The 26,903-nt window shown below is 66.7% G+C and carries 21 protein-coding genes and 1 tRNA gene; 14 read left to right on the top strand and 8 right to left on the bottom strand.

What is annotated here, in order from left to right:
- The first annotated feature begins 18 nt into the window (after window positions 1-18).
- The 3 genes from C441_RS19915 to rad50 are packed head-to-tail and all read left to right on the top strand — an operon-like array spanning window position 19 to window position 4,411.
- Complete coding sequence (locus C441_RS19915; RefSeq protein ID WP_049920547.1) at window positions 19-426, top strand: hypothetical protein; 408 nt, start codon at window positions 19-21, stop codon at window positions 424-426.
- Complete coding sequence (gene mre11 / locus C441_RS10640) at window positions 423-1,733, top strand: DNA double-strand break repair protein Mre11 (protein WP_049920546.1); 1,311 nt, start codon at window positions 423-425, stop codon at window positions 1,731-1,733. Before C441_RS19915 ends, mre11 begins: the two co-directional genes overlap by 4 nt.
- Window positions 1,730-4,411, top strand: coding sequence for a DNA double-strand break repair ATPase Rad50 (gene rad50 / locus C441_RS10635; RefSeq protein WP_007275084.1), 2,682 nt, complete (start codon window positions 1,730-1,732; stop codon window positions 4,409-4,411). Before mre11 ends, rad50 begins: the two co-directional genes overlap by 4 nt.
- A 24-nt stretch (window positions 4,412-4,435) precedes the next feature.
- On the opposite strand, the gene C441_RS10630 is transcribed toward rad50, so the two are convergent.
- Genes C441_RS10630 through C441_RS10620 form a run of 3 tightly spaced genes read right to left on the bottom strand, consistent with a single transcriptional unit; the run spans window position 4,436 to window position 5,722 of the window.
- On the bottom strand, window positions 4,436-4,864 hold the full coding sequence (locus C441_RS10630; protein ID WP_007275083.1) for a DUF7346 family protein: 429 nt from the start codon (window positions 4,862-4,864) through the stop codon (window positions 4,436-4,438).
- Window positions 4,865-4,891: 27 nt separating this feature from the next.
- Window positions 4,892-5,488: a DUF7322 domain-containing protein gene (locus C441_RS10625; protein WP_007275082.1), complete on the bottom strand. Its 597-nt coding sequence runs from the start codon at window positions 5,486-5,488 to the stop codon at window positions 4,892-4,894.
- A 48-nt stretch (window positions 5,489-5,536) separates the two neighbouring features.
- On the bottom strand, window positions 5,537-5,722 hold the full coding sequence (locus C441_RS10620) for a DUF7331 family protein (protein ID WP_004971156.1): 186 nt from the start codon (window positions 5,720-5,722) through the stop codon (window positions 5,537-5,539).
- A gap of 105 nt (window positions 5,723-5,827) precedes the next feature.
- Here C441_RS10620 and C441_RS10615 point away from each other — a divergent pair, with 105 nt between their 5' ends.
- The 8 genes from C441_RS10615 (at window position 5,828) to C441_RS10580 (ending at window position 14,580) form a co-directional block, all read left to right on the top strand.
- Window positions 5,828-8,530, top strand: a complete 2,703-nt coding sequence (locus C441_RS10615) for a DNA-directed DNA polymerase (protein ID WP_007275081.1) — start codon at window positions 5,828-5,830, stop codon at window positions 8,528-8,530.
- Window positions 8,531-8,748: 218 nt separating this feature from the next.
- Window positions 8,749-9,654 carry an ABC transporter ATP-binding protein gene (locus C441_RS10610; protein ID WP_007275080.1) on the top strand — a complete coding sequence of 302 codons (906 nt, stop codon included), beginning with the start codon at window positions 8,749-8,751 and terminating at the stop codon, window positions 9,652-9,654.
- Window positions 9,655-9,666: 12 nt separating this feature from the next.
- A complete protein-coding gene (gene sufB / locus C441_RS10605) occupies window positions 9,667-11,097 on the top strand; it encodes a Fe-S cluster assembly protein SufB (RefSeq protein ID WP_007275079.1) in 1,431 nt (476 codons plus the stop codon).
- Window positions 11,098-11,100: 3 nt separating this feature from the next.
- Entirely contained in the window at window positions 11,101-12,309 is a 1,209-nt protein-coding gene (gene sufD / locus C441_RS10600) for a Fe-S cluster assembly protein SufD (protein ID WP_007275078.1), read from the top strand.
- A gap of 167 nt (window positions 12,310-12,476) precedes the next feature.
- Window positions 12,477-12,968, top strand: a complete 492-nt coding sequence (locus tag C441_RS10595) for a hypothetical protein (protein WP_007275077.1) — start codon at window positions 12,477-12,479, stop codon at window positions 12,966-12,968.
- A gap of 4 nt (window positions 12,969-12,972) precedes the next feature.
- Window positions 12,973-13,425 (top strand): metal-dependent transcriptional regulator, encoded by a 453-nt coding sequence (locus C441_RS10590; RefSeq protein WP_007275076.1) that lies wholly within the window; start codon window positions 12,973-12,975, stop codon window positions 13,423-13,425.
- Window positions 13,426-13,500: 75 nt separating this feature from the next.
- Window positions 13,501-13,604: transfer RNA gene (locus C441_RS10585), tRNA-Gln, on the top strand.
- 217 nt (window positions 13,605-13,821) lie between these two features.
- A complete protein-coding gene (locus C441_RS10580; RefSeq protein ID WP_007275075.1) occupies window positions 13,822-14,580 on the top strand; it encodes an FkbM family methyltransferase in 759 nt (252 codons plus the stop codon).
- A gap of 46 nt (window positions 14,581-14,626) precedes the next feature.
- Here the strand turns inward: C441_RS10580 and C441_RS10575 are convergent, their stop codons facing one another.
- Window positions 14,627-15,346 carry an alanyl-tRNA editing protein gene (locus C441_RS10575; RefSeq protein ID WP_007275074.1) on the bottom strand — a complete coding sequence of 240 codons (720 nt, stop codon included), beginning with the start codon at window positions 15,344-15,346 and terminating at the stop codon, window positions 14,627-14,629.
- A 194-nt stretch (window positions 15,347-15,540) separates the two neighbouring features.
- Here C441_RS10575 and C441_RS10570 point away from each other — a divergent pair, with 194 nt between their 5' ends.
- Window positions 15,541-16,233: an HD domain-containing protein gene (locus tag C441_RS10570; RefSeq protein WP_007275073.1), complete on the top strand. Its 693-nt coding sequence runs from the start codon at window positions 15,541-15,543 to the stop codon at window positions 16,231-16,233.
- Between the two features lie 46 nt (window positions 16,234-16,279).
- Here C441_RS10570 and C441_RS10565 read toward each other — a convergent pair whose 3' ends face one another.
- The 3 genes from C441_RS10565 to proS all read right to left on the bottom strand — a co-directional run bounded on the left by C441_RS10565 (window position 16,280) and on the right by proS (window position 23,531).
- Window positions 16,280-17,269: an NAD-dependent epimerase/dehydratase family protein gene (locus tag C441_RS10565; RefSeq protein WP_007275072.1), complete on the bottom strand. Its 990-nt coding sequence runs from the start codon at window positions 17,267-17,269 to the stop codon at window positions 16,280-16,282.
- A gap of 99 nt (window positions 17,270-17,368) precedes the next feature.
- The gene (gene gltB, locus C441_RS10560; RefSeq protein ID WP_007275071.1) at window positions 17,369-21,904 is read right to left on the bottom strand and encodes a glutamate synthase large subunit; all 4,536 of its coding nucleotides are present in this window, start codon (window positions 21,902-21,904) and stop codon (window positions 17,369-17,371) included.
- 160 nt (window positions 21,905-22,064) lie between these two features.
- On the bottom strand, window positions 22,065-23,531 hold the full coding sequence (gene proS / locus C441_RS10555) for a proline--tRNA ligase (protein ID WP_007275070.1): 1,467 nt from the start codon (window positions 23,529-23,531) through the stop codon (window positions 22,065-22,067).
- A 163-nt stretch (window positions 23,532-23,694) separates the two neighbouring features.
- On the opposite strand from proS, the gene C441_RS10550 reads away from it, so the two are divergent.
- Window positions 23,695-24,186 (top strand): HTH domain-containing protein, encoded by a 492-nt coding sequence (locus tag C441_RS10550; RefSeq protein ID WP_049920545.1) that lies wholly within the window; start codon window positions 23,695-23,697, stop codon window positions 24,184-24,186.
- A gap of 39 nt (window positions 24,187-24,225) precedes the next feature.
- On the opposite strand, the gene C441_RS10545 is transcribed toward C441_RS10550, so the two are convergent.
- Window positions 24,226-24,705 (bottom strand): hypothetical protein, encoded by a 480-nt coding sequence (locus tag C441_RS10545; protein ID WP_004971142.1) that lies wholly within the window; start codon window positions 24,703-24,705, stop codon window positions 24,226-24,228.
- Between the two features lie 248 nt (window positions 24,706-24,953).
- On the opposite strand from C441_RS10545, the gene C441_RS10540 reads away from it, so the two are divergent.
- Window positions 24,954-26,876: a beta-CASP ribonuclease aCPSF1 gene (locus C441_RS10540; protein ID WP_004971141.1), complete on the top strand. Its 1,923-nt coding sequence runs from the start codon at window positions 24,954-24,956 to the stop codon at window positions 26,874-26,876.
- Window positions 26,877-26,903: the final 27 nt, after the last annotated feature.

The raw sequence follows: 26,903 nt of genomic DNA, 5'->3' as shown, positions 1-26,903 counted from the left end.
GCGCGGCCACGACGGCACATGTCTTCGCCCGCTCCCGACGACGTCGGCCGCGCGCTCTCCGCGCTCGCCGACGCCGACGCCGATATCGACGACCGACCCGAGTCGCGCCCGCCCGCCGAGGTCGTCGCCGACGCGCGTGACGCCTTCCAGTCGCTTTCTTCTGCCGCCCGCTTTCTCTCCGACGGCGGCGAACTGACGCTCCGCCGAGCGGTCGGTGAGGCCGCTCGACGCGGACACCACGACTGCGCGCGTCGTGGGCGGGCGCTCATCGCGGACCTCGACCGACTCCGCATCGCGCTCGCGGACGCCACCGACGAGTCGAACCGGACGTCTCGCGCCGCCGAGCGGCGACCGCGGGACGCCGACCACTTCCGCTCCGGTCGCACAACCGTTTTCAGCGGCGGTGGCGAACCGGGTGATAGATGACACGGGTGATACACACCGGCGACACCCACATCGGGTATCAGCAGTACCACTCGCCGGAGCGCCGACAGGACTTCCTCGACGCCTTCGAGCGGGTCGTCGCGGACGCGCTCGACGGCGACGTCGACGCGGTCGTCCACGCGGGCGACCTCTACCACGACCGCCGTCCCGAACTCCCCGACCTCCTCGGGACGCTCGCCGCGCTCCGCCGCCTCGACGACGCCGGGATTCCCTTCCTCGCCATCGTCGGCAACCACGAGTCGACCCGCGGGGGCCAGTGGCTCGACCTCTTCGAGCGCCTCGGACTGGCGACGAGGCTCGGACGCGACCCCCACGTCGTCGGCGACGTGGCCTTCTACGGGCTCGACCACGTCCCGCGCTCCCGACGCGACGAACTCGACTACCAGTTCGAACCCCACGACGCCGAGCGCGCGGTGCTCGTCGCCCACGGTCTGTTTACGCCGTTCGCGCACGCCGACTGGGAGACGGAAACCGTCCTCGCCGAGTCGAACGTCGACTTCGACGCGGTCCTCCTCGGCGACAACCACGTCCCCGACACCGCCGACCTCGACGGGACGTGGGTGACCTATTGCGGGTCGACCGAGCGCGCGAGCGCGACCGAGCGCGACCCGCGCGGCTACAACCTCGTCGAGTTCGCGCCCGACGCGGTCGACATCCGCCGTCGCACCCTCGAAACGCGCCCGTTCGCCTTCGTCGAGGTCGACCTCGCCGGCGACGAGGGCATCGAGCGCGTCCGCCAGCGCGTCCGCGAGTTCGACGTCGAAGACGCGGTCGTCATCGTGGAACTGCGGGGCGAGGGCGACGCCGTCACGCCCGCGGCGGTCGAGTCGTTCGCCGTCGAGGAGGGCGCGCTCGTCGCCCGCGTCAACGACAAACGCGACATCGACGACGACGCCGACCTGGCGACCGACGTGACCTTCGCCGACCCCGACGACGCGGTGCGCGAGCGGGTCCGCGAGATGGGCCTGTCGAGCGCCGCCCTCGACGTGGACGAGACGGTCCGCGCGAGCAAGGTCGCCGACTCGAACGTCCGCGACGAGGTGCGCGAGCGCGTCGAATCGCTCCTCTCGGACGACCCCGACGCCTTCGTCGCCGCCGAGCGCGAGACCGAAGGTGAGGACGAAGGCGAGAATTCCGAAACCGTTGAAGACGTTGAAGCCGCCGAAGACGCGACCGAGACCGACCCGGAGACGACCGAGACCGACCCGGAGACGACCGCCGACACCGACTCGGAGGCCCCCGCGGACCCGGCGGCGAGTCGCGACAGTTCGCTGGGTGATTTCGCGTGAGGTTCACCCGCATCGCCATCCGGAACTTCAAGCCCTACGAGGACGCCGAACTCGACCTCAGAGACGGCGTCACGGTCATCCACGGCGTCAACGGTAGTGGCAAGTCGTCGCTCCTCGAAGCGTGTTTCTTCGCGCTCTACGGCTCGAAGGCGCTCGCGGGGCCGCTCGAAGACGTGGTGACGACGGGCGCGGACGACGCCGAAATCGCGCTCGAATTCGTCCACGACGGCGGCGAGTACCGCATCGACCGCCGGATTCGCGTCTCCGGCGACCGCGCGACCACCGCGAAGTGCGTCCTCGAAGGTCCCGAGGGGACCGTCGAAGGCGCGCGCGACGTTCGCCGGCACGTCGCGTCGCTCCTGCGGATGGACGCCGAGGCGTTCGTGAACTGCGCGTACGTCCAGCAGGGCGAGGTCAACAAGCTCATCAACGCGACGCCGAGCCAGCGGCAGGACATGATAGACGACCTCCTCCAGCTCGGGAAGCTCGAAACGTACCGCGAGCGCGCCGGCAACGCCCGGCTCGGGGTCGAAGACGTGCTGACGAAAAAGCGGAGCGTCCTCGAAGACGTCGAGTCGCAAATCGAGGCCAAGGAGGACGCGGACCTCCACGCGACGCTCAACGCGCTCGAATCCGAACTCGACTCCCTCGACGAGGATATTTCGAACTACGAGGACCAGCGCGACAAGGCGAAGTCGGCGCTCGACGCCGCCGAGGCGACGCTCGACGAACACGCCGAAAAGCGGGATCGACTCGACGAAATCGAGGCGACAATCGAGGACCTGACCGCGAAGATCTCCGCGGACGAGACGAAGCGAGACGACCTCTCGGAGCGAATCCGCGAACTCGACGCCGCCGCCGACGAACTCGAATCGGACATCGACGACGCCCTCGCTCGGGCCGACCTCGACGACGCGAGCGACGAGGCGATAGCCGACGCGCGCGAGGCGCTGTCGGAGCGCGAGGCGGAACTCCGCGACGACCTCTCGGAGGCGCGGACGCGGGCGCAGGCGTTCGAGACGCAGGCCGAGCGGCTCGCCGAGCGCGCCGACGACCTCGAATCGCGCGCCGCGGAGAAACGCGAGGCCGCCGACGCCGACGCGGAGACCGCCGCCGAGGCCGAGCGAGAGCTCGAATCGTTCCGCGAGACGCGCGCCGAGCTTCGGTCGTCGCTCGACGACGCCGAAGCGCGGTTCGAAGACGCACCCGTCGAACTCGGCGAGGCCGCCGACCTCCTCGAAGAACGACGGGAGGCGCGGTCCGACGCCCGCGAGTCGCTCGCGGAGACGGAGACCGAACTGAAGAACGCGCGCGAGCGGCTCGCCGAGGCCGAGCGCCTCCGCGACGCGGGCAAGTGCCCCGAGTGCGGACAGCCGGTCGAGGGGTCGCCCCACGTCGACGCCATCAGCGAGCGCGAGGCCGCGGTCGAGTCGCTGGAGGCCGACCGCGAATCGCTCGAATCGGCGGTCGAGTCGCGCTCGGCGGCCGTCGAGGCGGCCGAGGCGCTGGTCGAAGTCGAGACCCGCGCGAGTTCCCAGCGCGACAGACTCGACCTCGTGGACGAACGCATCGCCGACCGCGAGGAGACCGTCGAGAGCCGCCGCGAGGCCGCCGCGGAGAAGCGCGAGGCGGCCGCGGAACTCGAAGCCGAAGCCGAAGAGAAACGCGAGGCGGCGACGACGCAGGCCGAGCGGGCCGAGGAAGTCGCAGAGACGGTCGCATCGCTCGAATCCGACCTCGACGCCCTCGGCGACCGGCGCGACCGACTCGATCGCGTCGAGTCGGTGGTCGACGCGCGGGCCGAGAAAATCGACGCGCGGGACCGGCTCCGCGAGAAGCGCGAGACGCTCGCCGAGGTGAACCGCGAGCGCCGCGAACACCTCCGAGAGCGCCGCGAGCGCCGCGACGAACTCCGAGAGACGGTCGACGAGGAGGCGGTCGAGGGGGCGAGACAGCGCAAGCAGAAGGCCGCGGCGTACCTCGAACGGGTCGAAGACGAGGTGCTTCCCGAGTTGCGCGACGACCGCGACGAACTCCAGAGCCGCGTCGGCGGCGTCGAGGCCGAACTCGAACAGTTGGACGCCCTCCGAGAGCGCCGCGAACACCTCGCCGAGCGCGTGGACGCCCTCGAATCGGTCCACGAGGAGGTCTCGACGCTCGAATCGACCTACGGCGACCTCCGGGCGGAGCTTCGCCAGCGCAACGTCGAGGTGCTCGAACGGATGCTCAACGAGACGTTCGACCTCGTCTACGCCAACGACGCCTACTCGCGAATCCGGCTCGACGGCGAGTACGGGCTGACGGTGTTCCAGAAGGACGGCACCGCGCTCGAACCCGAACAGCTCTCTGGCGGCGAGCGCGCCCTGTTCAACCTCAGCCTCCGGTGTGCCATCTACCGGCTCCTCGCCGAGGGAATCGACGGCGCGGCGCCGCTTCCGCCGCTCATCCTCGACGAGCCGACGGTCTTCCTCGACGACGGCCACGTCTCGCGGCTGGTCGACCTCGTCGAGGACATGCAGAGCCGCGGCGTCAAGCAGATTCTCATCGTCAGCCACGACGACAAGCTGGTCGGCGCGGCCGACGACCTCGTCCGCGTGGAGAAGAACCCGACGACGAACCGCTCGACGGTCGAGCGGACCGACGCGCCGACCATCGAGGGCGCGCTCGCGGACGACTGAGGGCGGTCGCCCCTTCCTCGGCGCTTATTCGCTCGCCCGCAGGAGCTCGATTCCTTCTTTCGCGGCGTCGGTCGCCTCGTAGCCGCGCTCCCCGTAGACCGTGGCCTCGGCGACGAGGTCGGCGGCCCGGAACTCGGTCAAGAGGCCGTGGAGGTCGCTCTCGCAGAGGTCGTAGGCACCGAGGAGGTCGACCACGGGGAGCGGCCCGCGGTCGACGAGGTCGACGAGCAGGCCCAGACCGCGCTCGGTCGGGACCGCGACGAGGATTCGCCGGGCGGGTTCGGGGACGGCGCGCGCGGCGGTTTCGAGCGGGGACTCGCCGCTCACGGCTTCGAGGTCGTCGTTCGGTAGGTGTCGCTCCTCGCCGGTCTCCGGGTCGCGGACGCGGCTGGCGTCGCTCGACTGCTTGACGAGGAGGTACGTCCGGCCGTCCGGCCCGCGCACGGTTCGCATATGTGCCGATGAAGGGCGCAGTGACTGTTAGCGGTTGCGCTCGGGAGCGTCCGCGGCGGGGCCGTCCGCGTTGCCTGCGTCTTCGGTCGGTCCGCCGTCGTCCGCGTCATCTCCGTCGCTGTCGTCGCTTTCATCGCCGTCGTCACCCTCGTCGTCTCGCCACTCGCCTCGCTTGAACTCCCGGTAGATGGAGTAGACGCGGACGAGCACGACCGCGCCGAACAGGAACAGGCCGCCGCCGAGGAGCGTGTCGCCGCGGAAGTAGACGAGCATCGGTCCCACCGTGAGTCCCGCGAGGCCGACGTTGGCGAGCACCACGCTCGCCCAGAACAGTCGGGCGACTTCGGGGTTCACGTCGGGGGAGAACTCCGGCGCATCGTCGCCCTCGCCGTTGGAGTCGTCGCCGTCGCCGGCGTCTTCGCCGGGGATGCGGACGCGGGGAATCGTCGGGAGGTCCTTTTCGGGGTTCCCCCAGCGGGTTTCCGGGTCCCAGCGGGCCTCGGGGTCGCCCCACCGTTTTTCCGGGTCGATTTTCGAGGCCATGTCCGCCGACGGACGCTCCGCGTCGTCGTCCCCGTCGGCCGCGTCGGCGGCTGTTCCCTCGCGTCGCTCGTCGTCCGTCACGCTCGCGTCGAGACGCCGTGCCGAGAAAAAGTGTCCGTTTCGGCCGAGTCAGGCGCAGTCGTCGAGGCGCATCGAGCGCGAGGCCTCGACCCACGCGAGTGGGTTCTCCGCGTCGTAGAACACCACGCCACCGTCGATATCGTAGGATTCGACCGTCTCGGCTCCCGTCGGACCAGTCGGTCCGTCGCCGTCGATCGTGCCATCCCACCGCTCCGGAGTTGCGTGGTCGGTCATATCGTGTGACAAGGAATGTCATACATGGGTAAATGTCTTTCCGTGATTCGGGGTGCGGTTCGCGGAAACGCCGGGGTTTTTAGCCGCGCCGCCGAAGCGACTGCCATGACGCAGACGGGTCTGACCGACTTCGGGGGGAACGACGCCGACGGCGCGGGCGACGCGCGGCCTGACGAGGAGGCCGCCATCGTCGCCGGCGACGCCGGCCAGCACGTCTCCGACGTCATCGACACGGACGAGGTGCGGTTTCCCGACCCGGACGGGACGGTCGAACTGGCCGTCACGCAGGTCGACTACACCATCGAGGGCGCGGGCCGCGACGAGTACCCGGTGATTCACATCTTCGGTCGGACGGCGGACGACGAGACCGAGCACGTCCGCGTGCTCGGGTTCCGACCGTACTTCTACGCGCCCACTGACAGCCTCGACGACGACGCGCTCGACAAGGACGTAATCACCGGCACCGAGGACGGGTTCGAGAGTATTCGCGGCGAGGAACTGACGAAGATTTTCGGCCGCACCCCCCGCGACGTCGGCCAGATTCGCGACGAGTTCGACCACTACGAGGCGGACATCCTCTTTCCGAACCGCCTGCTTATCGACAAGGACATCAAAAGCGGCGTCTGCGTCCCCGCGCGCCGCCTCGACGACGGCGACGGGACGATTCAGATTCCCCACCAGGAGGTCGCGCCCGCGGAGGTCGACGCGAACCTCCGGGTGAACACCTTCGACATCGAGGTCAACGACCGGAACGGCTTCCCCGAGGAGGGCGAAGAGCCGATTATCTGTCTGACCAGCCACGACTCCCACCGCGACGAGTACGTCGTCTGGCACGCCGTCGCCGAAGACGGCCTCGGCAAGCGCCCCGACGCGTTGCCGAACTACGACTTTCTCGGCGAGGACGCGGACGTGGAGGTCCGGACGTTCGACGCGGAGGCCGAGATGCTCGACGCCTTCCTCGCGTACATCGAGGAGACCGACCCTGACATCCTCACCGGGTGGAACTTCGAGGATTTCGACGCGCCGTACTTCCTCGACCGGTTGGAGGAAGTCGACCCGACGACCGACCTGAACCTCGACTACAACCGCATGTCGCGGCTCGGCGAGGTCTGGCGCGGCGGCTGGGGCGGCCCGGACATCAAGGGACGCGTCGTCTTCGACCTGCTGTACGCCTACAAGCGCACTCAGTTCACCGAACTCGAATCCTACCGCCTCGACGCGGTCGGCGAACTCGAACTCGACGCGGGCAAGGAGCGCTACTCGGGCGACATCGGCGACCTCTGGGAGGAAGACCCCGAGCGCCTGCTCGAATACAACCTCCGCGACGTGGAGCTGTGCGTCGAAATCGACCGGAAACAGGACATCATCGCCTTCTGGGACGAGGTGCGGACGTTCGTCGGCTGTAAGCTCGAAGACGCGCCGACGCCCGGCGACACCGTCGACATCTACGTGCTCCACAAGGTCCACGGCGAGTTCGCGCTCCCCTCGAAGGGGAAACAGGAGTCGGAGGACTACGAGGGCGGGGCCGTGTTCGACCCCATCACCGGCGTCAAGGAGAACGTCACGGTGCTCGACCTGAAGTCGCTGTATCCGATGTGCATGGTGACCATCAACGCGTCGCCGGAGACGAAGGTCGACCCCGAGCGCTACGACGGGGAGATGTTCCGCGCGCCCAACGGGACGCACTTCCAACAGGAGCCTGACGGCATGATTCGGGAGATGGTCGACGAACTCCTCACCGAGCGGGAGGAGAAGAAGTCGCTACGGAACTCCCACGACCCCGGCTCGTCGGAGTACGAGCAGTTCGACCGCCAGCAGGCCGCGGTGAAGGTCATCATGAACTCGCTGTACGGCGTGCTGGGCTGGGACCGCTTCCGACTCTACGACAAGGAGATGGGCGCGGCGGTGACGGCGACCGGGCGGAAGGTCATCGAGTTCACGGAACAGGCCGCGAACCAAATCGGCTACGACGTGGCCTACGGCGACACCGACAGCGTCATGCTCGAACTCGGCCCCGACGTGTCGAAAGAAGAAGCCATCGAGCAGTCGTTCGACATCGAGGAGCACATCAACGCCGCCTACGACGACTTCGCGCGCGACGAGTTGGGCGCGGACGAACACCGCTTCCAAATCGAGTTCGAGAAGCTCTACCGGCGGTTCTTCCAGGCGGGGAAAAAGAAGCGCTACGCGGGCCACATCGTCTGGAAGGAGGGCAAGGACGTCGACGACATCGATATCACGGGCTTCGAGTACAAACGGTCGGACATCGCGCAGATAACCAAAGAGGTCCAGAAGGACGTCATCGACATGATCGTCCACGGCGAGGAGACGGAAGTCATCAAAGACTACCTCCACGACATCATCACCGACTTCGAGTCGGGGAACCTGCCGCTCGAACAGGCCGGCATCCCCGGCGGCATCGGCAAGCGCCTCTCGGCGTACGAGACGCCGACCGCACACGTCCGCGGGGCGCAGTACGCCAACGCCTTCCTCGGGACGAACTTCGGTCGGGGGTCGAAGCCGAAGCGGGTCTACCTCAAGAAGGTCCACCCGTCGTGGTTCCGCGAGATGGAGGCCGGCGAGTTCGACCCGCAGGTCGACGACCTCTACCGGGAGTTCAAGCGCGACCCCGACGTCATCTGCTTCGAGTACGCGGACCAGATTCCCGAGGAGTTCGAAGTCGACTGGGAGACGATGCTCACAAAGACGCTCGAAGGGCCCATCTCCCGCGTCATCGAGGCGCTCGGGATGTCGTGGGACGAGGTGAAAAGCGGGCAGGAACAGACCGGCCTCGGCAGTTTCATGTGAGCGTTCGCAACGGGGACTCACGAAACCACATCTGGTTACATAGTCGGCGGGACCGTAACGGTGTTCGGCTGTCCGAAACCCGGACGCGTGTCGCGAATCGCTCCGATTCTTTGCGGATTTGAAAACAAATTTTCTTTCTGCAAAAGGTGGCGGGGGTGAATGCGCAAGCATTATGGGCGATACTCCCTACCCTTCGAGTACGAGGCAACGAACCAACGATGGCAACTCTCGAGATCAAGAACCTCCACGCACGAGTCGCGGAGGAAGACGGTGAGCAGATTCTGCGAGGTGTCGACCTGGAAGTCAAATCCGGTGAGATCCACGCGCTGATGGGTCCCAACGGCTCCGGCAAGTCTACGACTTCTAAAATCATCGCCGGACACCCCGCCTACGAAGTAACCGACGGAGAAATCCTCCTTCACCTGGAGGACGACGACTTCGGCGACGTCGAAATCCCGGACGACGCCCGCACGTGGAACCTTCTGGAACTGGAGCCGAACGAGCGCGCCGCGCTCGGTATCTTCCTCGGCTTCCAGTACCCCGCGGAAATCGAGGGCGTCACCATGACGAACTTCCTCCGCACCGCGCTCAACGCGAAAATCGACGAGCGCGAGGAGCTCCTCTTCGGCGAGGACGACGAGGAAGAAGAAGCGGAAGCCGGCTACGACACCTCCCCGATGGAGGGTAACGTCGACGACGGCGAAGTCGGCGTCGCCGAGTTCCAGAAGCTCCTCAAGGAGAAGATGGACCTCCTCGACATGGACGAGAAGTTCATGCAACGCTACCTCAACGCCGGCTTCTCCGGCGGCGAGAAGAAACAAAACGAGGTCCTTCAGGCCGCGATTCTCGAGCCCTCGATTGCGGTGCTCGACGAGATCGACTCCGGTCTCGACATCGACCGCCTGCAGGACGTCTCGAAGGGTATCAACGCACTGCGCGACGAGCAGGGCACGGGTATCCTCCAGATCACTCACTACCAGCGTATCCTCGAATACGTCGAGCCGGACCACGTCCACATCATGCTGGACGGCAAGGTCGTCAAGAGCGGCGACGCCTCGCTCGCGTCCGAACTCGAAGACAAGGGCTACGACTGGGTCCGTGAGGAAGTGTACGAAGCCGCGTAATCCCCCAACATCATGAGTTCCGACCAAGACCACCTCAAAGAGACAGACACGGAAGCTCGCTTCGAGTTCAAGAAGGAGCAGAAGGCCGCGTTCGTGGCCGAGAAGGGTCTCACCGAAGAGACCATCCGCGTCATCTCGGAGGACAAAGACGAGCCCGAATGGATGCTCGAGCGCCGCCTTCGCGCGCTCAAGCAGTACCAGAAGATGCCGATGCCGACCGACTGGCCCGGCCAGCCTGACCTCTCCGAGGTCAACGTGGACGAAATCGTCCCGTACATCCGACCCGACGTGGAAGTCCGCGGCGGCGTCGACGACTGGCGCGACCTGCCGGACGACATCAAGGACACCTTCGACAAGCTGGGCATCCCGGAAGCCGAGAAGAACGCCCTCTCGGGCGTCGGCGCCCAGTACGAGTCCGAAGTCGTCTACCAGAACATGCAGGAGCGCTGGGAGGAGAAAGGCGTCGTCTTCATGAACATGGACCAGGCGGTCCAGGAGCACGAAGACATCGTCAAGGAGTACTTCATGACGAAGTGCGTCCCCCCGAGCGACAACAAGTTCGCGGCGCTTCACGGCGCTATCTGGTCCGGCGGCTCGTTCGTCTACGTCCCCGAGGACGTGACGGTCGAGATGCCGGTGCAGGCGTACTTCCGCATGAACTCCGAGGGCATGGGCCAGTTCGAGCACACGCTCATCGTCGCGGAGAAGGGCTCCGAAGTCCACTACATCGAGGGCTGTTCGGCTCCCAAGTACTCCGCGTTCAACCTCCACTCCGGCGGCGTCGAAGTGTTCGTCGGCGAGGACGCCCACGTCCAGTATTCGACCGTGCAGAACTGGTCGAAGAACACCTACAACCTCAACACCAAGCGCGCCATCGTCGAGAAGGGCGGCCGCATGGAGTGGATTTCGGGCTCGATGGGCTCGAAGGCCACCATGCTGTACCCGGCGTCGATTCTGAAGGGCCGCGGCGCCTCCGACAACCACATCACCATCGCCTTCGCGGGCGAGGGCCAGAACATCGACACCGGCGCGAAGGTGTACCACAACGCCCCCGAGACGAAGTCGACCATCGAGTCGAAGTCCATCTCGAAGGACGGCGGCCGCACGAACTACCGCGGTCTCGTCCACATCGCCAACGGCGCGAAGAACTCCTCGACCGCGGTCGAGTGTGACGCGCTCATGTTCGACAACGAGTCCACCTCGGACACGATGCCGTACATGGAGATCAACGAGTCGCAGGTCGACGTCGCCCACGAGGCGACCGTCGGCAAGATCGGCGACGAGGACATCTTCTACCTCCAGTCGCGCGGCCTCGACGACGACGACGCGAAGCAGATGATCGTCTCCGGGTTCATCGAACCCATCACGGAGGAACTGCCCATCGAGTACGCGGTCGAACTCAACCGACTCGTCGAACTCGAGATGGAGGGTAGCCTCGGATAACCAATGAGTGCGCAACTTCCCGCGAACCTGTCCGCAGAGACGGTACGAGAGATTTCGGACGCACGGGACGAGCCGGAGTGGCTCCTCGAGGCCCGACTCGAAGCCCTCGAAGCACTCGACGAGCTCGAACTGCCGGACGTCATCCAGACGCCCGGTCGCCGCTGGACGAACCTCGAAGCGCTCGACTTCGAGTCGCTCGTCGACCCGCTGAACCAGGCCGACGAGACGACCCGCGAGTCGCCCGAGGGCGTCGTGGTCCTCCCCTTCACGGAGGCGCTCGACGAGTACGGCGACCTCATCGAGGAGCGCTTCGGCTCGGTCGTCAACCCCGAGACGAACTACCTCACGGCTCTCTCGGCGGCGCTTTTCACCACGGGCACGTTCATCTACGTCCCCGAGGGCGTCGACGCCGAGGACGTGAAGATTCGCGCCGAGATGAACTCTCGGTCGCTGTTCAGCCACACGCTCGTCGTCACCGAGAAGTCCTCGTCGGTCACCATCCTCGAAGCCATCGAGTCCGGCGACAGCGTCGACGACGCGCGGTACTTCTCGAACCTCGTCGAAATCGACGCGGGCGAGAACTCGTACGTCCAGTACGGCTCCCTGCAGAACCTCGACGAAGAGACGTACACGTACTCGCTCAAGCGCGCCGACGCCGACACCTACTCGACGGTCAACTGGATCGAGGGGAACCTCGGCTCGCGGCTCACCCGGAGCGACGTCGAGACCGAACTCAACGGCGAGGCGTCGGAGACGAAAATCGTCGGCGCGTTCTTCGGTCACGACGACCAGCACCTCGACGTGAACGCCCGCGTCTGGCACAAAGCCGAGAACACGACGGCCGACCTCGTGACCCGCGGCGTCCTCGACGACGAGGCGCGCTCGGTGTACGAGGGCGTCCAGGACGTCGGCCGCGACGCGTGGAGCACGAACTCCTACCAGCGCGAGAACACGCTGATGCTCTCGGACCAGTCCGAGGCCGACGCGTCGCCGAAGCTCATCATCAACAACCACGACACCGAGGCGTCGCACGCCGCCTCCGTCGGGCAGGTCGACACCGAGGACCTCTTCTACATGGTCTCTCGGTCCATCCCCGAAGAACAGGCCCGTAACATGCTCGTGGAGGGCTTTTTCGTCCCCGTCCTCGAAGAGATTGCCGTCGACGAGTTCCGCGACGATCTCGAGGAACTCATCGCGGCCCGCCTGCGGTAGTCCGACCGCTCCGCGGCGCGGCTTCGCCGACCGTTTTTTCGCCGTTTCGCCGACCGATTCTTCCCGCCTCGCCGACCCGCGAGGGAACCGCTTAAGTCGGTTACTCTCGGAGAGGTGTGTATGTACGTCGCGGGACCGTGTCTTCGAACGGTGAGGGGGACGAGTCCGTGAGCGTCGGGTATCAGGTCAGCTCGGACCACCAGCTCGCACGACTCCTCCAGATCGGTATCGTCCTCGAAGAGGTCGTGGAGGCGCGCGCCTACCACCACCACGAGGAACTCGACGAAGACGCGCTCGACGAGGAGATTCGGGCCCTGCTTTCGCACGCCGCCGAGGAGTCCGCGGACCACCGCGAACGCCTCGAAGCCGTCGTCGACCGGTTGGAGGTCGACAGCGTCCCCTTCGAGGAGATTGAGGCGCTGGTCGAGGCCCAGTACGGCCAGACGAAGCCCGAGGACTTCGACGGCGTGCTGTACGACCAGCTCTGTAACGAGGAGACCGCCTACAAGTTCTACGACGACGTCATCGAGGCCATCGAGGCGAGCGAGGCACAGTTCTCTATCGACCGCGAGGAACTCGTCGCGACGCTGTCGGCGATTCGCGACGAGGAGGCCGAGGGCGTAGAAGAAGTGACGCGAATCATGGAAGACCGCGAGTGAAACGATGAACACGGCAGACCAATACGTCAAGGCGATTTACCTGCTGCAGGAGATGGACAACGGCCCGGCGGCCACCGGCGCGCTCGCGGACATGATGGAGGTGAGTCCGGCGAGTGCGAACGAGATGATCGGCAAGCTCGAATCCCGTGGCCTCGCCGAACACGAGAAGTACAAGGGCGTCACGCTCACGGACGACGGCATCGTCCGCGCCCGCGACGCGCTCCAGACCTACTGCATCATCGAGCGCTTCCTCTCGAACGTCCTCGACGTCGAGGAGTTCCGCGCGGAGGCCCGCGAGCTCGAACCCGTCATCGACGGGATGATCGCGGAGCGACTCGACACCATCATCGACCGCAACTCCGACTGTCCCGACTGTTTCGACCCCGAGACCGACGCCTGCGAGTATCTCGACGTGTGCGGCGCGGAACCCGAGACGGAGACGGAAGCCGCCGATTAGTCGCCGACGCGACCGACCGGAACCGAAGCGTTTTCATTTACCAGCGGACAACCGACGAGTGGACGACATCACCGAAGTCCCGTGGTGTAGTGGCCAATCATAGCGGCCTTTGGATTGGTACGGTTCAATGCGTGCCGAGAAGACAGCCGCTGACGGCGGTTCGAATCCGCCCGGGACTACTAATTCTGTGGCGAACCGAACGGTGAGCCACGAATTTGTCACGGAAGGCGATTCGACACCCAGAAGACGAGAGGATTCGAGTCTTCGTGGTTCGAATCCGCCCGGGACTACTCGACACTTCTCCGACGACCTACCGCGAAGAGCGTGGCGCTTCGCCGCCGAGCGATTTTTATCGGCACACAATGACAATACACTAACGTGTCTCTCCTGCACCCGGTGTCGGCCGCTCGCCACCTCGCGTACTCCCTCCACTACGCGCTCGTCCGGGCGAACTACGAGCGACGGCTCGTCGCCACGAAGAAACACGTCGGGCGGACGAGTTTCAGGAGCTACGAACTGTACAACCGCCACGGCAACGACGTGCTCTTACAGGCGCTGTTGCTCGGTCTCGACGACGGCGACGTGGTCGTCGACGTGGGCGCGAACACGGGCACCTACACCCTCGCGGTCGCGGCCAGCGAGCCCTCGGCGCGGGTGGTCGCCGTCGAGCCGCATCCCGGGGTCGTCGACCAGTTGCGGGCGAACGTCGAGGTCAACGACTTCGACGACCGGGTGGACCTGCTCGACTGCGGCCTCGGTGAAGCCGACGAATCGCGGGCGTTCCACCTGTCGAGCTACGACGAACTGGGGTCGTTCTCGCGGGACCACGCGAGCGCGTGGGCGGCGCGGGTCGTCGACACGGCGTCGGTGTCGATGCGGCGGCTCGACTCGCTCGTCGATTCTGGGACGGTCCCGCCGCCGGACCACCTGAAAGTCGACGTCGAAGGGTTCGGGCTGAACGTGCTCCGAGGGGCGGAAGCGGTCCTCGGTGAGCACCGGCCGACGGTGTATTTCGAACTGCACGACGCCCGCGGGAGCCACGACGAGGCGGCGGCGAAAGCGTTGCTCCGGGAGGCGGGCTACGAGCTGGTCCCGGTCCGCGAGGGCTGGGTGTGCGAGCCGCGGGCGCGGGCAGAAGCGTCCCGGTCCGCGTAGTCGCGGTCGAGGTCGCGGTCGAGGAGTCGATTCGACCGGCGACCGGCTATTCGAGGGCGAAGTTCACGCACTCGTGCGCCGAGCCTTGGGTCGTCCGTCCGGTGACGGAGACCGCGCCGATGTCGCCCGTCGATGCGACGTGCGTCCCCGCGCAGGCGGTCCGGTCGAAGGGGTCCTCGGCGTCGCCGATTTCGACGATTCGGACCTCGCGAATCGAGTCCGGAAGCAGGTGCAGGCGGGTCCGCTCGGGGTCGAGCGTCGCCTCGGCCTCCTCGCGGTCGAGGCTGTACCACCGGACGGGGAGGTCGGACGCGACGAGGTCGTTCAGTCGCGTCTCGATAGTCCGGAGGTCGTCGTCGTCGAAGCGGTCGTAGGCGCAGTCGAGGCGCGCGCGGTCGGCGTACAGTTGGTTGCCCGTCGTCTCGGCGTCGAACTCGTCGAGGAGGACCGCAGAGAGGAGGTGCTGAGCCGTGTGGTAGCGACTGTGCGCGCGCCGCCGCGCCGCGTCGACCCGCCCGGTGACGGTCGTTCCCGGTTCGGGCGCGTCGCCCGCGACGACGTGTTCGATTCGGTCGCGTTTCCGGACGTCGGTCACGTCCCAGCGCTCGCCGCCGGTCGAGAGCGTCCCCGTGTCGTGTGGTTGGCCGCCGCCGGTCGGATAGAAGTAGGTTCGGTCGAGGACGACGCGGTCGCTCCCGCGGACCGTCTCGACGGTCGCCTCGAACTCGTCTGTCGCCGCGTCGTCGAGGTATCGTGCGTCGGTCACGGCGGATACGATGCGGCTGGGCGAGTTAACTCTCTCCGATGTGGCACGGGTTCACACCACCGGCCACGAGACCCGGTCTGTTCGCCCGAGAGCACGGTTCCCGCGACTCAGGGTGTCGTAACGCCTAAGAGTGGAACGACCCTCATTCTGTGTAATGAGAATACGCACGTGCCAACACCGACGGAGGTTCTGCCGTGGGCGTTGAAATCAAAGAGTCGGCCGTCTCCGACGCGGAGTTCGAAGACATGAAGCGCTTCGTCTCGGATTATCTCTCTGCGAGCGTCGAAAACGAAGACGACGGCGGGCGGATGCGCTGGTACCCGTGGCACTCCGCGGAGTACCGGTTCAACCACATCCTCAACGTCGTCGACCTCGCGACGCGCATCGCCGACCGCGAGGGCGCGGACGTGAACGTCGTTCGCGTGGCCGCCCTCTTTCACGATATCTCGAAACTCGAAGCCGACCAGGACGTCCACGCCGAGGAGGGCGCTCGCGTCGCCCGCGAGTTCCTCAGTAGCCACGGCGACTACCCCGAGTCGTTCGTCGACCAGGTGTGCCAGGTCGTCTCCGACCACTCGTATCAGGGGTCGCTGACGGACGTGTCGCTGGAGACGCGCTGTCTCATCGAGGCCGACATCCTCGACAAAATCGGCGCGAACGGCACCGCGCTGATGCTCCTGCGGATGGGCTACGAGGCCCGGACCCACATGGACGCCGCCGAGATGGTCGAGCGCGTCTTCGAACGCGGCCGCGACGCCTCCGCGCGACTCGAAACCGACACGGCCCAGAGCTTCGCCCACCAGCGGCTCAAACGCGTCAAGTGGTTCCGCGAGTGGCTCGAAGACGAGGTCCCCGAGATGGACCACGACGGCCAGTTCAGCGGCTGAGTTCGTCGCGACCGCCGCCTCGGTTTTTCGAGCGAATCACCCCGCCTCAGAGCGTGTCGAGAATCGAGAGCACGCGCTGTTCGGCGTCGCGGCCGGGGTCGTGTTCGGAGCCGTCGCGGTCGCTCTCGCGGTGGTCGGCGACCGACCGGCGCATCGCCTCCTCGACGGGAGTGGACCCCCAGCCGAGGCTGGCGAGTTTGTCCGTCGAGAGGACGTGCGGGTAGTCGCGGTAGAGGATGAAGTCGTCCATCGAGAGGTCGGCCGCGGCGAGTTCGCGCTCGCCCGCGTGGACGACCTCGACGTCGGTGCCCGCGGCGTCGGCGATGACTTCGACCATCTCTTCGAGCGTCACGAGCCGTCTGTCGCCGACGTTGTAGGCCTCGCCGGCCTCGCCCTCCTCGGCGACGACGCGCATCGCGCTCGCCACGTCCTCGACGTAGGCGCGGTGCCAGACGTTCGTCCCGTCGCCGGGGACGACGACGCGGTCGTAGTTCAGCACGCGGTCGATCCAGTAGTCGAGGCGCTCGGTGTAGTCTTCGGGACCGTAGACGATACACGGGCGGACGGACATCGCGTTGATGTCCCGCGAGGCCGCCTCGAAGACGACCCGGTCGCCCTCGGCCTTTCGCGGGCCGTAGCTCGCGCCCGAGTCGTCCGCCGCCTGCTCGTCGGTGCAGTCGCAGAGCGCGGTCTCGTTTTCGCGCTTCGGGATGACCTCGCTTCCGTAGGCCGCGCCGCTGGAGATGTAGACGTAGGCGTCCACGTCGGCGAAGATATCGACCGCCGAAGCGACCTCGGCGGGCTTGTACGCCACGCAGTCGAACACCGCGTCGGGTTCGACGGTCAACTTCGCGGTTCGGAGCGCCTCGTCGTCCGTTCGGTCGCCCTGCACGTGCTGGACGCGCGGGTCGTCCTCGAAGGGGTTGTCGTGGTTCCCGCGGTTGAAGATGGTCACCGCGTAGCCGTTATCGAGGAGTTCCGAGACGAGGTGGCGACCGATGAACCGGGTGCCGCCGATGACGAGTGCGTTGTCCATGTCTCGGTCGAAGGCGCGCGCGGTGAAAAACGTGAGAGAATCGGTTGCGGGTGCCGGGACCCGCTCGCCGGTCGCGGTTCGAGACGGACGGTCTCCGTTTCAGTCGTCGCTGGTCGTCGCCGCGCCGACCCTGTCGGCTCCGGCGTCGACGATTGCGCCCGCCTTGGCGGGGAGTTCGTTCCGAACGTCCTCGCGGCCGTCTTCGGCGATGACCTCGGCGTACGCGTCGGGCATCACCTTCACGAAGTCGCCGAGGACCGACTGCCAGTCGTCGAGCAGTTCGGCCGCGCGGTCGGAGTCGGTGTACGTGAGGTGGTTCTCGACGAGTCGGGTGAGCATCGCCTCGTCCTTGTCGTCGAGGTGGTCTTCGAGCGTCACCATCTCGGTGTTCGCCTTCGCGGCGAACTCGTCGTCGGGGTCGTAGACGTAGGCCACGCCGCCGGACATGCCCGCGGCGAAGTTGCGGCCCGTCTCGCCGAGGACGGCGACGACGCCGCCGGTCATGTACTCACAGCCGTGGTCGCCGACGCCTTCGACGACCGCCTTCACGCCGGAGTTGCGGACGCCGAAGCGCTCGCCGGCGAGGCCGTTGACGTAGCACTCGCCCTGCGTCGCGCCGTAGAGGGCGACGTTGCCGATGAGGATGTTTTCGGCGGCCTCGTAGTTGGCCTCGGCGGGCGTGTCGACGATGACGCGGCCGCCCGAAAGGCCCTTGCCGACGTAGTCGTTCGCGGCCCCGGTGAGACGCATCGTGACGCCGCGAGCGAGGAAGCCGCCGAACGTCTGGCCGGCGATGCCGTCGAACTCACAGCGGATGGTGTCGTCCGGCAGGCCCTCGCCGCCGTGGGCGTTGGAGATGCGGTTCGAGAGCATCGCGCCGACCGCGCGGTCGACGTTCGAGAGGTCGCGGCGAATGACGACCGGCTCGCGGTTCTCGATGGCCTCGGCGGCCTCGTCGATGAGCTTGTGGTCGACGTGGGTTTCGATGTCCGCGTGGACCTGGTCTTCGGTCTTGCGGCGCGCGCCCGTCTTGGGTTCGGCCAGTACCGACGAGAGGTCGAGGTGCTTCGCCTTCTCGTGGTTCGTCTCGACCTGCCGGAGGAGCGACGGACGGCCGATCATCTCGTCGAGCGAGGTGAAGCCGAGGTCGGCCATGATCTCGCGGAGCTCCTGTGCGATGAACGTCATGTAGTTGATGACGTGGTCGGGCTCGCCGGGGAAGCGGCGACGCAGGTTCTCGTCCTGCGTGGCGACGCCGACCGGGCAGGTGTTCTCGTGACACTGACGGGCCATGACACAGCCGGAGGTGACGAGCGACGCGGTCCCGAAGACGTACTCCTCGCCGCCGAGGAGGGCGGCGACGGCCACGTCGCGGCCGGTCTTCATGCCGCCGTCGACGGAGACGCGGATGCGGGAGCGAAGCCCCGTCGCGCGGAGCATCTGGTTGGCCTCGGCGAGGCCGAGTTCCCACGGGAGCCCCGCGTTCTTGATGGAAGTCTTCGGCGACGCGCCGGTGCCGCCGTCGTAGCCCGAAATGTGGACCACGTCGGCTTTCGCCTTCGAGACGCCGGCGGCGATGGTGCCGATGCCGGCCTCGGAGACGAGCTTGACGTTGATGTCGGCGTCGGGGTTGGCCGACTTCAGGTCGAAGATGAGCTGTTTGAGGTCCTCGATGGAGTAGATGTCGTGGAGCGGCGGCGGCGAGATGAGGCCGACGCCCGGCGTCGCATAGCGGACGTGGGCGATCATCTCGTTTACCTTCTTGCCGGGGAGGTGGCCGCCCTCGCCGGGCTTCGACCCCTGGGCCATCTTAATCTGAATCTCGTCGGCCGACGAGAGGTACTGCGAGGTGACGCCGAATCGGCCGGAGGCGACCTGCTTGACGTTACACTCCTTTTCGGTGCCGAAGCGCTCCGGCGGCTCGCCGCCCTCGCCGGAGTTGGACTTGCCGCCGATGCGGTTCATCGCGATGGAGTTGTTCTCGTGGGCCTCCGGCGAGAGACTGCCCAGCGACATCGCGGCCGTCGAGAAGCGCTTGACGATGTCCTCGACGGACTCGACCTCGTCGATGTCCACGGGCTCGCGGTCGGAGTCGAATTCGAGCAGGCCGCGGAGCGCCTTCAGCTGTTTCGACTGGTCGTTGACCAGTTCGGCGAACTCCTGGTACTTCTCGTAGTCGCCGGTGCGGACGGACTGCTGGAGCGTGCCGACGGTCTGGGGGTTCCAGCCGTGGTGGATGCCGGCCGAGCGGTTCTCGTACTCGCCCTGCCGTTCGAGCTTCGGATCCGCGCCGAAGGCGGCGGCGTGGCGGGTCAACAGGTCCCCCTCGATGACGTCGAGGCCGATACCCTCGGTGCGGATTTCGGTGCCCTCGAAGTACTCGGCGACGAAGTCGGAGTCGAGGCCGACGGCTTCGAAAATCTGCGCGCCGCGGTAGCTCTCGACCGTCGAGATGCCCATCTTCGCCATCGTCTTGAGCAGGCCGTCTTCGAGCGCGTGGACGTACGCGTCGATGGCCTCGCCCTCGTCGGCCCCGTCGGGGCCGGCGACGATGTCCTCGATGGTCTGGTAGGCGAGGTAGGGGTTCACCGCGCCCGCGCCGTAGCCGACGAGCGTGGCGAGGTGGTGGACCTCGCGGGGGTCGCCGGACTCGACGACGAGGCCGGCGTGGTTCCGCAGGCCGTTGCGGACGAGGCTGTGGTGGACCGCGCCCGTCGCGAGCAGGCTCGGGATGGCGACGCGGTCGGGGCCGACCGCGCGGTCGGAGAGGACGACGATGTCCGCGCCGTCTTCGATGACCTCCTTGGCCTCCTCGCGGACGGCCTCGATGGCCTCCCGGATGTCGCCGCCCTTCTCGTAGGTGGTGTCGACGACGGCGCTCCGCATGTCGTCGTCGAGGTCCTTGATGGCCGCCGTCTCGGCGTCCGTGAGGACCGGCGAGTCGAGGACGAGCTGGCGCGCGTGGTCGGCCGACTCGTCGAGCAGATTCCGCTGGAAGCCGAGACGCGACTCCAGACTCGTCACGAGCTTCTCGCGGATGTAGTCGATAGGCGGGTTCGACACCTGCGCGAACAGCTGTTTGAAGTAGGTGAAAAGCGGGCGGTTGAGGTCAGACAGCACCGAAAGCGGCGTGTCGTCGCCCATCGAGCCGACGGGGTCCTTGCCGTCGCGGGCCATCGGCTCTATCATGTGGTTGAGCTGGTCGTGCGTGTAGCCGAACGCGGCCTGCGTCGCGCGGAGCGACTCGACCTGTCCGCGCGAGGTGGAGTCCACCTCGCCGGCGATGTCGTCGAGGTGGCGCTGTTGTTCGTCGACCCACTCGCCGTACTTCTCGTCGGTGAGGGAGTCGAACACCTCGGCGTCGGGGATGACGCGACCCTCCTTGGGGTCGGCCATGAAAATCTCGCCGGGCTGGAGCCGACCGCGGGATTCGAGCTCCGCGGGGTCGGTGTCGAGCGCGCCGACCTCGCTGGCGACGATGAGGCGGCCGTCGGTCGTCACCTCGTAGCGGCACGGACGAAGGCCGTTGCGGTCGAGGACGGCGGCGATGCGGTCGCCGTCGGTCGCGGCGACGAGCGCGGGGCCGTCCCACGGCTCGACCAGCGAGGCGTGGAAGTCGTACCAGTCGCGGCGCGCTTTGTCCATCGCGTCGTCGTTGCGGTACGCCTCGGGGATGAGCATCCGCAGGACGTGCGGGAGTTCGCGGTCGCTCTTGAGGAGCAGTTCGACCACGTTGTCCACGCTCGCGGTGTCGGACTGGTCGGCCTTCGTGATGGGCATGAGCGTCTCGATGTCGTCGCCGAAGGCCTCGTGCTGGAGGTCCGTCTCGCGGGCGCGCATCCAGTTGACGTTGCCGCGGATGGTGTTTATCTCGCCGTTGTGGATGACCTGACGGTACGGATGGGCGAGGTGCCACGCGCCGAGCGTGTTAGTGGAGAACCGCGCGTGAACGAGCGCGAGTTCGGTCGTCATCCGCTCGTCGCCGAGGTCGGGGTAGTAGTTCGGGAGCTGTTCGGCCGTGAGCAGTCCCTTGTAGACGATGGTCTTCCGGTCGAGCGAGCAGACGTAGAATCGTCCCGCGCCCTCGATGGCGAGGTCGTCGACCGCCTTCTCGGCGGCTCGACGCCCGAGGTACAGCGCGCGGTCGAACTCGTCTTCGGTCATCTCGTCGGCCGGCTCGACGAACAGTTGCCAGACGTCGGGCTCCGATTCGAGCGCGGTCGCGCCGAGCTCTGCGTTGTCGGTCGGCACGTCGCGCCAGTCGAACACGGACAGTCCGCGGTCGGCCAGCGACTCCTCGACAACCGCCGAAACGCGCTCGCGGACTTCGTCGTCGGTCGGCATGAACACCGAACCGGCCGCGTAGAGGTCCGGAAGCTCGGATTCGAGAACGGAGTCGAAGAACTCGTCGGGTCGTTGGAACAGGATACCCGCCCCGTCCCCGGTGTTTTCCTCAGCGCCCGTGGTGCCGCGGTGCTCGAGGTTCTCCAGGAGTTCGAGGCTGTCTGCAACGACTCGGTGCGAGGCGCCGTTTTCGAGGTCTACGACGGCCCCAACGCCGCAGTTCGACCGCTCGTCGGTCGGGTCGGCTAACCCGCCCTGAGCGGAGGGTGCGTCTATGTGTGGCTTGGTCATACGCCAATGATGCGGCTACCACCATAAGCAACTTTTCCTGAAACCATAAGGGTGTTACAATGTCATATAAGGATGTATGCAGACATAGTATGTCGACTAATGGTGATTCGACGGACGACGAAAAATATGAACAACCGTGTGGAACTCGGCGGGAGTCGTTTCAGTAGGACTTCGCGAAGTACGCGGTCTCCTCGGCGTCGTCGCCGCAGACCGCGCAGTCCTCGCCGTCGTGAATCTCCGCGTCCTCGTCGTTCAGGGGAACCATGACGATTTCGGCGGCGATCTGGTCTTTAATCTCGTCCTCGCAGTCCTCGTCGCCGCACCACGGCGCTTTCACGTAGCCGCCGTGCTGGCCGATGGTGCCGAGAATCTCGTTGCGGGCGGACGCCTCGCGGACGTTCTCTTCGAGGTTCTCCTCGGCGGCGGCGTAGAGCTTCGCGTACACCTCGTCGAACTGCTCTTGGACGGCCTCGGCGATGTTCTCGCGGTCGAGTTCGACCGACTCGCCGTCGGGTCGGTGGACGGCGGTGACGACGTCGTCGTCGACCTCGTTCGGGCCGATTTCGAAGCGGACGGGGACGCCCTTGAGCTCCCACTCGTTGAACTTGAACCCGGGGTTGCGCTCGTCGCGGGCGTCGAGTTCGACGCGGACGCCGGCGTCTTCGAGCTCGTCGGCGATGTCCTCGGCGTACTCGAGGACCTTCTCCTGCGTGTCGGCCTGCCAGATGGGGACGATGACGACCTGCTCGGGCGCGATGGTCGGAGGCAGGACGAGTCCCTGGTCGTCCGAGTGCGTCATGATGAGCGCACCGAGCGAACGCCACGAGAGTCCCCACGAGGTCGTGTGGGCGGGCTCTTCGTCCTCGTCTTCGGTCGTGTAGGTGAGGTCGAACGCCTCGGCGAAGGAGGTTCCGAGGTAGTGGGAGGTGCCGGCCTGCACGGACTTGCCGTCGGGCATGAGCGCCTCGACGGTCGTCGTCGTGTCCGCGCCGGGGAACTTGTCGTGTTCCGGCTTCGCGCCGCGGAGCACGGGGATTGCGAGCACGTCCTCGTAGAGCGACTGGTACTGCGAGAGGCGAGTCATCGTCTCGTCCCACGCGCCGTCGCGGGTCTCGTGGGCCGTGTGACCCTCCTGCCAGAGGAACTCCTTGGTGCGGAAGAACGGCTTCGTCTCGGTGGCCTCCCAGCGCACGACGGAGGCCCACTGGTTCACGCGAAGCGGGAGGTCGCGGTGACTGCGGACCCACCGGGCCATGTAGGGCGCGATGATAGACTCAGAGGTCGGGCGGACAGCGAGGCGCTCTTCGAGTTCCTCGTGGCCGCCGTGGGTGACCCACGCGACTTCGGGGTCGAACCCCTCGACGATGTCCTTCTCGCGTTCGAGGTAGCTCTCGGGGATAAACAGCGGGAAGTACGCGTTCTGGACGCCCGTCTTCTTGAACTCGCCGTCGAGGTAGTTCTGGATGGACTCCCACAGCGCGTAGCCGCGCGGGCGAGTCACGATGAAGCCGCTCATGCCCTCCGGGCCGTAGTTCGCGAGGCCCGCCTTCTGGACGACCTCGGCGTACCACTCGCCGGTGTTGTACTGCTTCGACTCGGTGATACCGAGTTCCTGCTCGTCGCTCATTGCCCATCGGTAGCCGTAGCGAACCCTTAAACGCCCCGAAGGTGCCGGCGCGTCGCCCCGCCCCGCGGACCGTCTCTCGCCGGCGACGGTCGGCGGTTCCGGCGGACGCATAGATACATATCGCCGGCTGTCCTACCAGAACGTGGTGGTTGGCGTGCTAACAATGGACACAATTGTGGGTAGAACGCGGCCGACTCCCCGTGAGGAGGAGGTCCGAATCGAACTGTGGGTTCCGAGCGGGCGGCGCGCGGAGTTCACACCGGTCATCGAGCGACTGGACGAAACCGTCGAGCGCGGCCTCGTCTCGGAGTACACGGTCGAGACGTGGGACCGGTTCGTAGACTTCAGCGGGGAGTTGAGCCCGCGCGAGCGTCGCGCCCGCGACCGGCTCGCGTCGTACGCGCGGTGGGCGGCGACGCGCGGCGAACGGCTGACGGGGTTAGGCGACCTGGGCGTGCGCGGCGTCGGTCGGATGGGCCCGGAGCGACTGACGCGGCGGGTCCCGCGAGCGGTCATGGCCGAGTACGAAGACGGCGTGCTCGCGCACGTGACCGCGTGCGAGGAGTGCGTCGGCGCGTTCCGCGAACGGCTCCGCGACCTCGATTCGGCAACCGAACGCGAGCGGTCGTCGGAACCCGTTCGAATCGAGTGGTAAGCGGTCCGAACCTCGTTTTTCCGTGATACTGTTTCACCGTCAGCGCCGGCTGTCGAACGGTGAGTCTCCCTCGCGCCACGACCAGCCCGGCAGGCGCGTCTGAAAGCCGGCGGCGAGCGCGGCGTCGAGGTCGTCGCGCCCGGCGGGACCGTCGGTGTGGACGGCCACGTCCGCGAAGTGGAACGTGGCCTGCGCGAGGAGTCGGAGCGGCTCGCCGCCGGCGATGGTCGCCGCGAGTTCGCGGCCGAGCACCTCGTCGACGACGAACCCCGGATAGTCGTCCTGCACGTCTAACTGCTTGAGGATGCGGACGTAGGCCGCGACGTTGACGCCGACCTCGCCGTCGGCGAACACCGCGTCGACCGCCTCGCGGTAGGCCGCGTCGTCGACTTCGCCGACGCGGGTGTCGAACTGCTCGCCCAGTCGCCGCCGCGTCTCGTTGATGAGCGGGACGACCACGTCGGCGCGCTCTCGAACCCAGTCGTGTTCCGCCGAGACGGCCGCCGGTGTGAGGTCCATAGTCGTCGAACGACCCCGAGACGCTTCGGCTTTGCGAAGGGTTTTATACTGGCGACATGGTACTGTCGGGTAAGCGGGTTTTCCCTGCCTCTTCCCGCAGTCGAGATACAACCGTATTCAGTTCACTATGCTCTCTCCGCAGTCGGCCGAGACTGGCACTCGTACACGTGGACCGGCTCGCGTCGACGCTCCTGAGGTAGGGGTTCCCGAGACCTGCCGGCGCAGGACCGGACGGGTCGCTCGTAACTATGAGCTCCGTAGATAAACAACTCGAGAATCTGAAGGCAGAGATTACGAACGAACTCCCCCGCGACATCTCGGTTTCCGACGTCAAGTACGAGGGTCCCGAACTCGTCGTCTACACGCGCGACCCGAAGAAGTTCGCTCAGAACGGCGACCTCATCCGAAAACTCGCGAGTAAGCTCCGAAAGCGAATCACGGTTCGGCCGGACCCGGACGTGCTGTCCGACCCCCGAGAGGCCGAGCCAAAGATTCTGAGCGTCATCCCCGAGGACGCCGGCGTCACCGACCTCGACTTCCACATCGACACCGGCGAAGTCGTCATCGAGGCCGAGAAACCGGGCATGGTCATCGGCCGTCACGGCTCGACGCTCCGCGAAATCACGCAGAAAGTCGGCTGGACGCCCGAAGTCGTCCGCACCCCGCCCATCGAGTCCTCGACGGTCTCGAACGTCCGCAACTTCCTCAAGCAGGAACGCGAGGACCGCCGTCGCATCCTCGAACGCACCGGCCGACAGATTCACCGCGAACAGCTCTCGGACGACGAGTGGGTCCGCATCACGACCCTCGGTTGTTGCCGCGAGGTCGGCCGCGCCTCCTTTATCGTCTCGACGCCCGAGACCCGCATCCTCGTCGACTGCGGCGACAAGCCCGGCTCCGACGACGTGCCGTATCTGCAGGTCCCCGAGGCGCTCGGGTCGGGCGCGAACTCGCTCGACGCGGTCGTCCTCACCCACGCTCACCTCGACCACTCGGCGCTCATCCCGCTTCTGTTCAAGTACGGCTACGACGGCCCCATCTACACGACCGAGCCGACCCGCGACCTCATGGGCCTGCTCACGCTCGACTACCTCGACGTCGCCTCGAAGGAAGGCCGCACCCCGCCGTACGAGTCCGAGATGGTCCGCGAGGCCATCAAGCACACCATCCCGCTGGAGTACGGCGACGTGACCGACATCGCGCCCGACGTGAAGCTCACCTTCCACAACGCGGGTCACATCCTCGGCTCCGCCGTCTCGCACTTCCACATCGGCGACGGCCTCTACAACGTCGCGTTCTCCGGCGACATCCACTACGAGGACACCCGCCTGTTCAACGGCGCGGTCAACGACTTCCCGCGCGTGGAGACGCTCGTCCTCGAATCGACCTACGGTGGCCGCAACGACTACCAGACCGACCAGCAGGACTCCGAAAAGCGGCTCATCGAGGTCATAAACGAGACGTACGACCGCGGCGGCAAGGTCGTCATCCCAGCGTTCGCCGTCGGTCGCTCGCAGGAGATTATGCTCGTCCTCGAAGAGGCGATGCGCTCGGGCAAGATTCCGGAGATGCCCGTCCACCTCGACGGGATGATTTGGGAGGCGACGGCCATCCACACGACCTACCCCGAGTACCTCCGCGACGACCTCCGCGACCGCATCTTCCACGAGGACGAAAACCCGTTCCTCGCCGAGGAGTTCAACCACATCGACGGCGGCGAAGAGGAGCGCCAGGACGTCGCCGACGGCGAGCAGGCCATCATCCTCTCGACCTCCGGGATGGTCACCGGCGGCCCCATCATGTCGTGGCTCCGCCACGTCGGCCCCGATCCGAAGTCCCGGCTGGTCTTCGTCGGCTACCAGGCGCAGGGGACGCTCGGCCGCCGCATCCAGAACGGCTGGGACGAGATTCCGGTCAACGGCCGCGACGGCATGGGCCGGTCGGACACGCTGAAGCTCAAGATGGACGTCGAGACGGTCGACGGCTTCTCCGGTCACGCCGACCGGCAGGGCCTCGAAAACTTCGTCAAGACGATGAACCCGCGCCCGGAGAAGGTGCTGTGCGTCCACGGTGACGAGCGCTCCGTGCAGGACCTCTCGTCGGCGCTCTACCACGACTACAACATGCGGACGTTCGCGCCGAAAAACCTCGAAACGTTCCGCTTCAAGTAACCGACTGCGGTTCCCGTTCGGCACCCA

Origin of the sequence: Haloferax sulfurifontis ATCC BAA-897, assembly GCF_000337835.1 — an archaeon.
Lineage (GTDB): Archaea > Halobacteriota > Halobacteria > Halobacteriales > Haloferacaceae > Haloferax > Haloferax denitrificans.
The sequence above is the reverse complement of the archived record's forward strand: the minus strand, read 5'-3'. Positions and strand labels throughout refer to the sequence as shown.

What these genes read in the sequence shown, in the direction of transcription:
- C441_RS19915 (WP_049920547.1), top strand. Translation starts at nt 19, where the DNA reads ATGTCTTCGCCCGCTCCCGACGACGTCGGCCGCGCGCTCTCCGCGCTC.
- mre11 (WP_049920546.1), top strand. Translation starts at nt 423, where the DNA reads ATGACACGGGTGATACACACCGGCGACACCCACATCGGGTATCAGCAG.
- C441_RS10630 (WP_007275083.1), bottom strand. Translation starts at nt 4,864, where the DNA reads ATGCGAACCGTGCGCGGGCCGGACGGCCGGACGTACCTCCTCGTCAAG.
- C441_RS10620 (WP_004971156.1), bottom strand. Translation starts at nt 5,722, where the DNA reads ATGACCGACCACGCAACTCCGGAGCGGTGGGATGGCACGATCGACGGC.
- C441_RS10615 (WP_007275081.1), top strand. Translation starts at nt 5,828, where the DNA reads ATGACGCAGACGGGTCTGACCGACTTCGGGGGGAACGACGCCGACGGC.
- C441_RS10610 (WP_007275080.1), top strand. Translation starts at nt 8,749, where the DNA reads ATGGCAACTCTCGAGATCAAGAACCTCCACGCACGAGTCGCGGAGGAA.
- sufB (WP_007275079.1), top strand. Translation starts at nt 9,667, where the DNA reads ATGAGTTCCGACCAAGACCACCTCAAAGAGACAGACACGGAAGCTCGC.
- sufD (WP_007275078.1), top strand. Translation starts at nt 11,101, where the DNA reads ATGAGTGCGCAACTTCCCGCGAACCTGTCCGCAGAGACGGTACGAGAG.
- C441_RS10590 (WP_007275076.1), top strand. Translation starts at nt 12,973, where the DNA reads ATGAACACGGCAGACCAATACGTCAAGGCGATTTACCTGCTGCAGGAG.
- C441_RS10565 (WP_007275072.1), bottom strand. Translation starts at nt 17,269, where the DNA reads ATGGACAACGCACTCGTCATCGGCGGCACCCGGTTCATCGGTCGCCAC.
- gltB (WP_007275071.1), bottom strand. Translation starts at nt 21,904, where the DNA reads ATGACCAAGCCACACATAGACGCACCCTCCGCTCAGGGCGGGTTAGCC.
- proS (WP_007275070.1), bottom strand. Translation starts at nt 23,531, where the DNA reads ATGAGCGACGAGCAGGAACTCGGTATCACCGAGTCGAAGCAGTACAAC.
- C441_RS10550 (WP_049920545.1), top strand. Translation starts at nt 23,695, where the DNA reads ATGGACACAATTGTGGGTAGAACGCGGCCGACTCCCCGTGAGGAGGAG.
- C441_RS10545 (WP_004971142.1), bottom strand. Translation starts at nt 24,705, where the DNA reads ATGGACCTCACACCGGCGGCCGTCTCGGCGGAACACGACTGGGTTCGA.
- C441_RS10540 (WP_004971141.1), top strand. Translation starts at nt 24,954, where the DNA reads ATGAGCTCCGTAGATAAACAACTCGAGAATCTGAAGGCAGAGATTACG.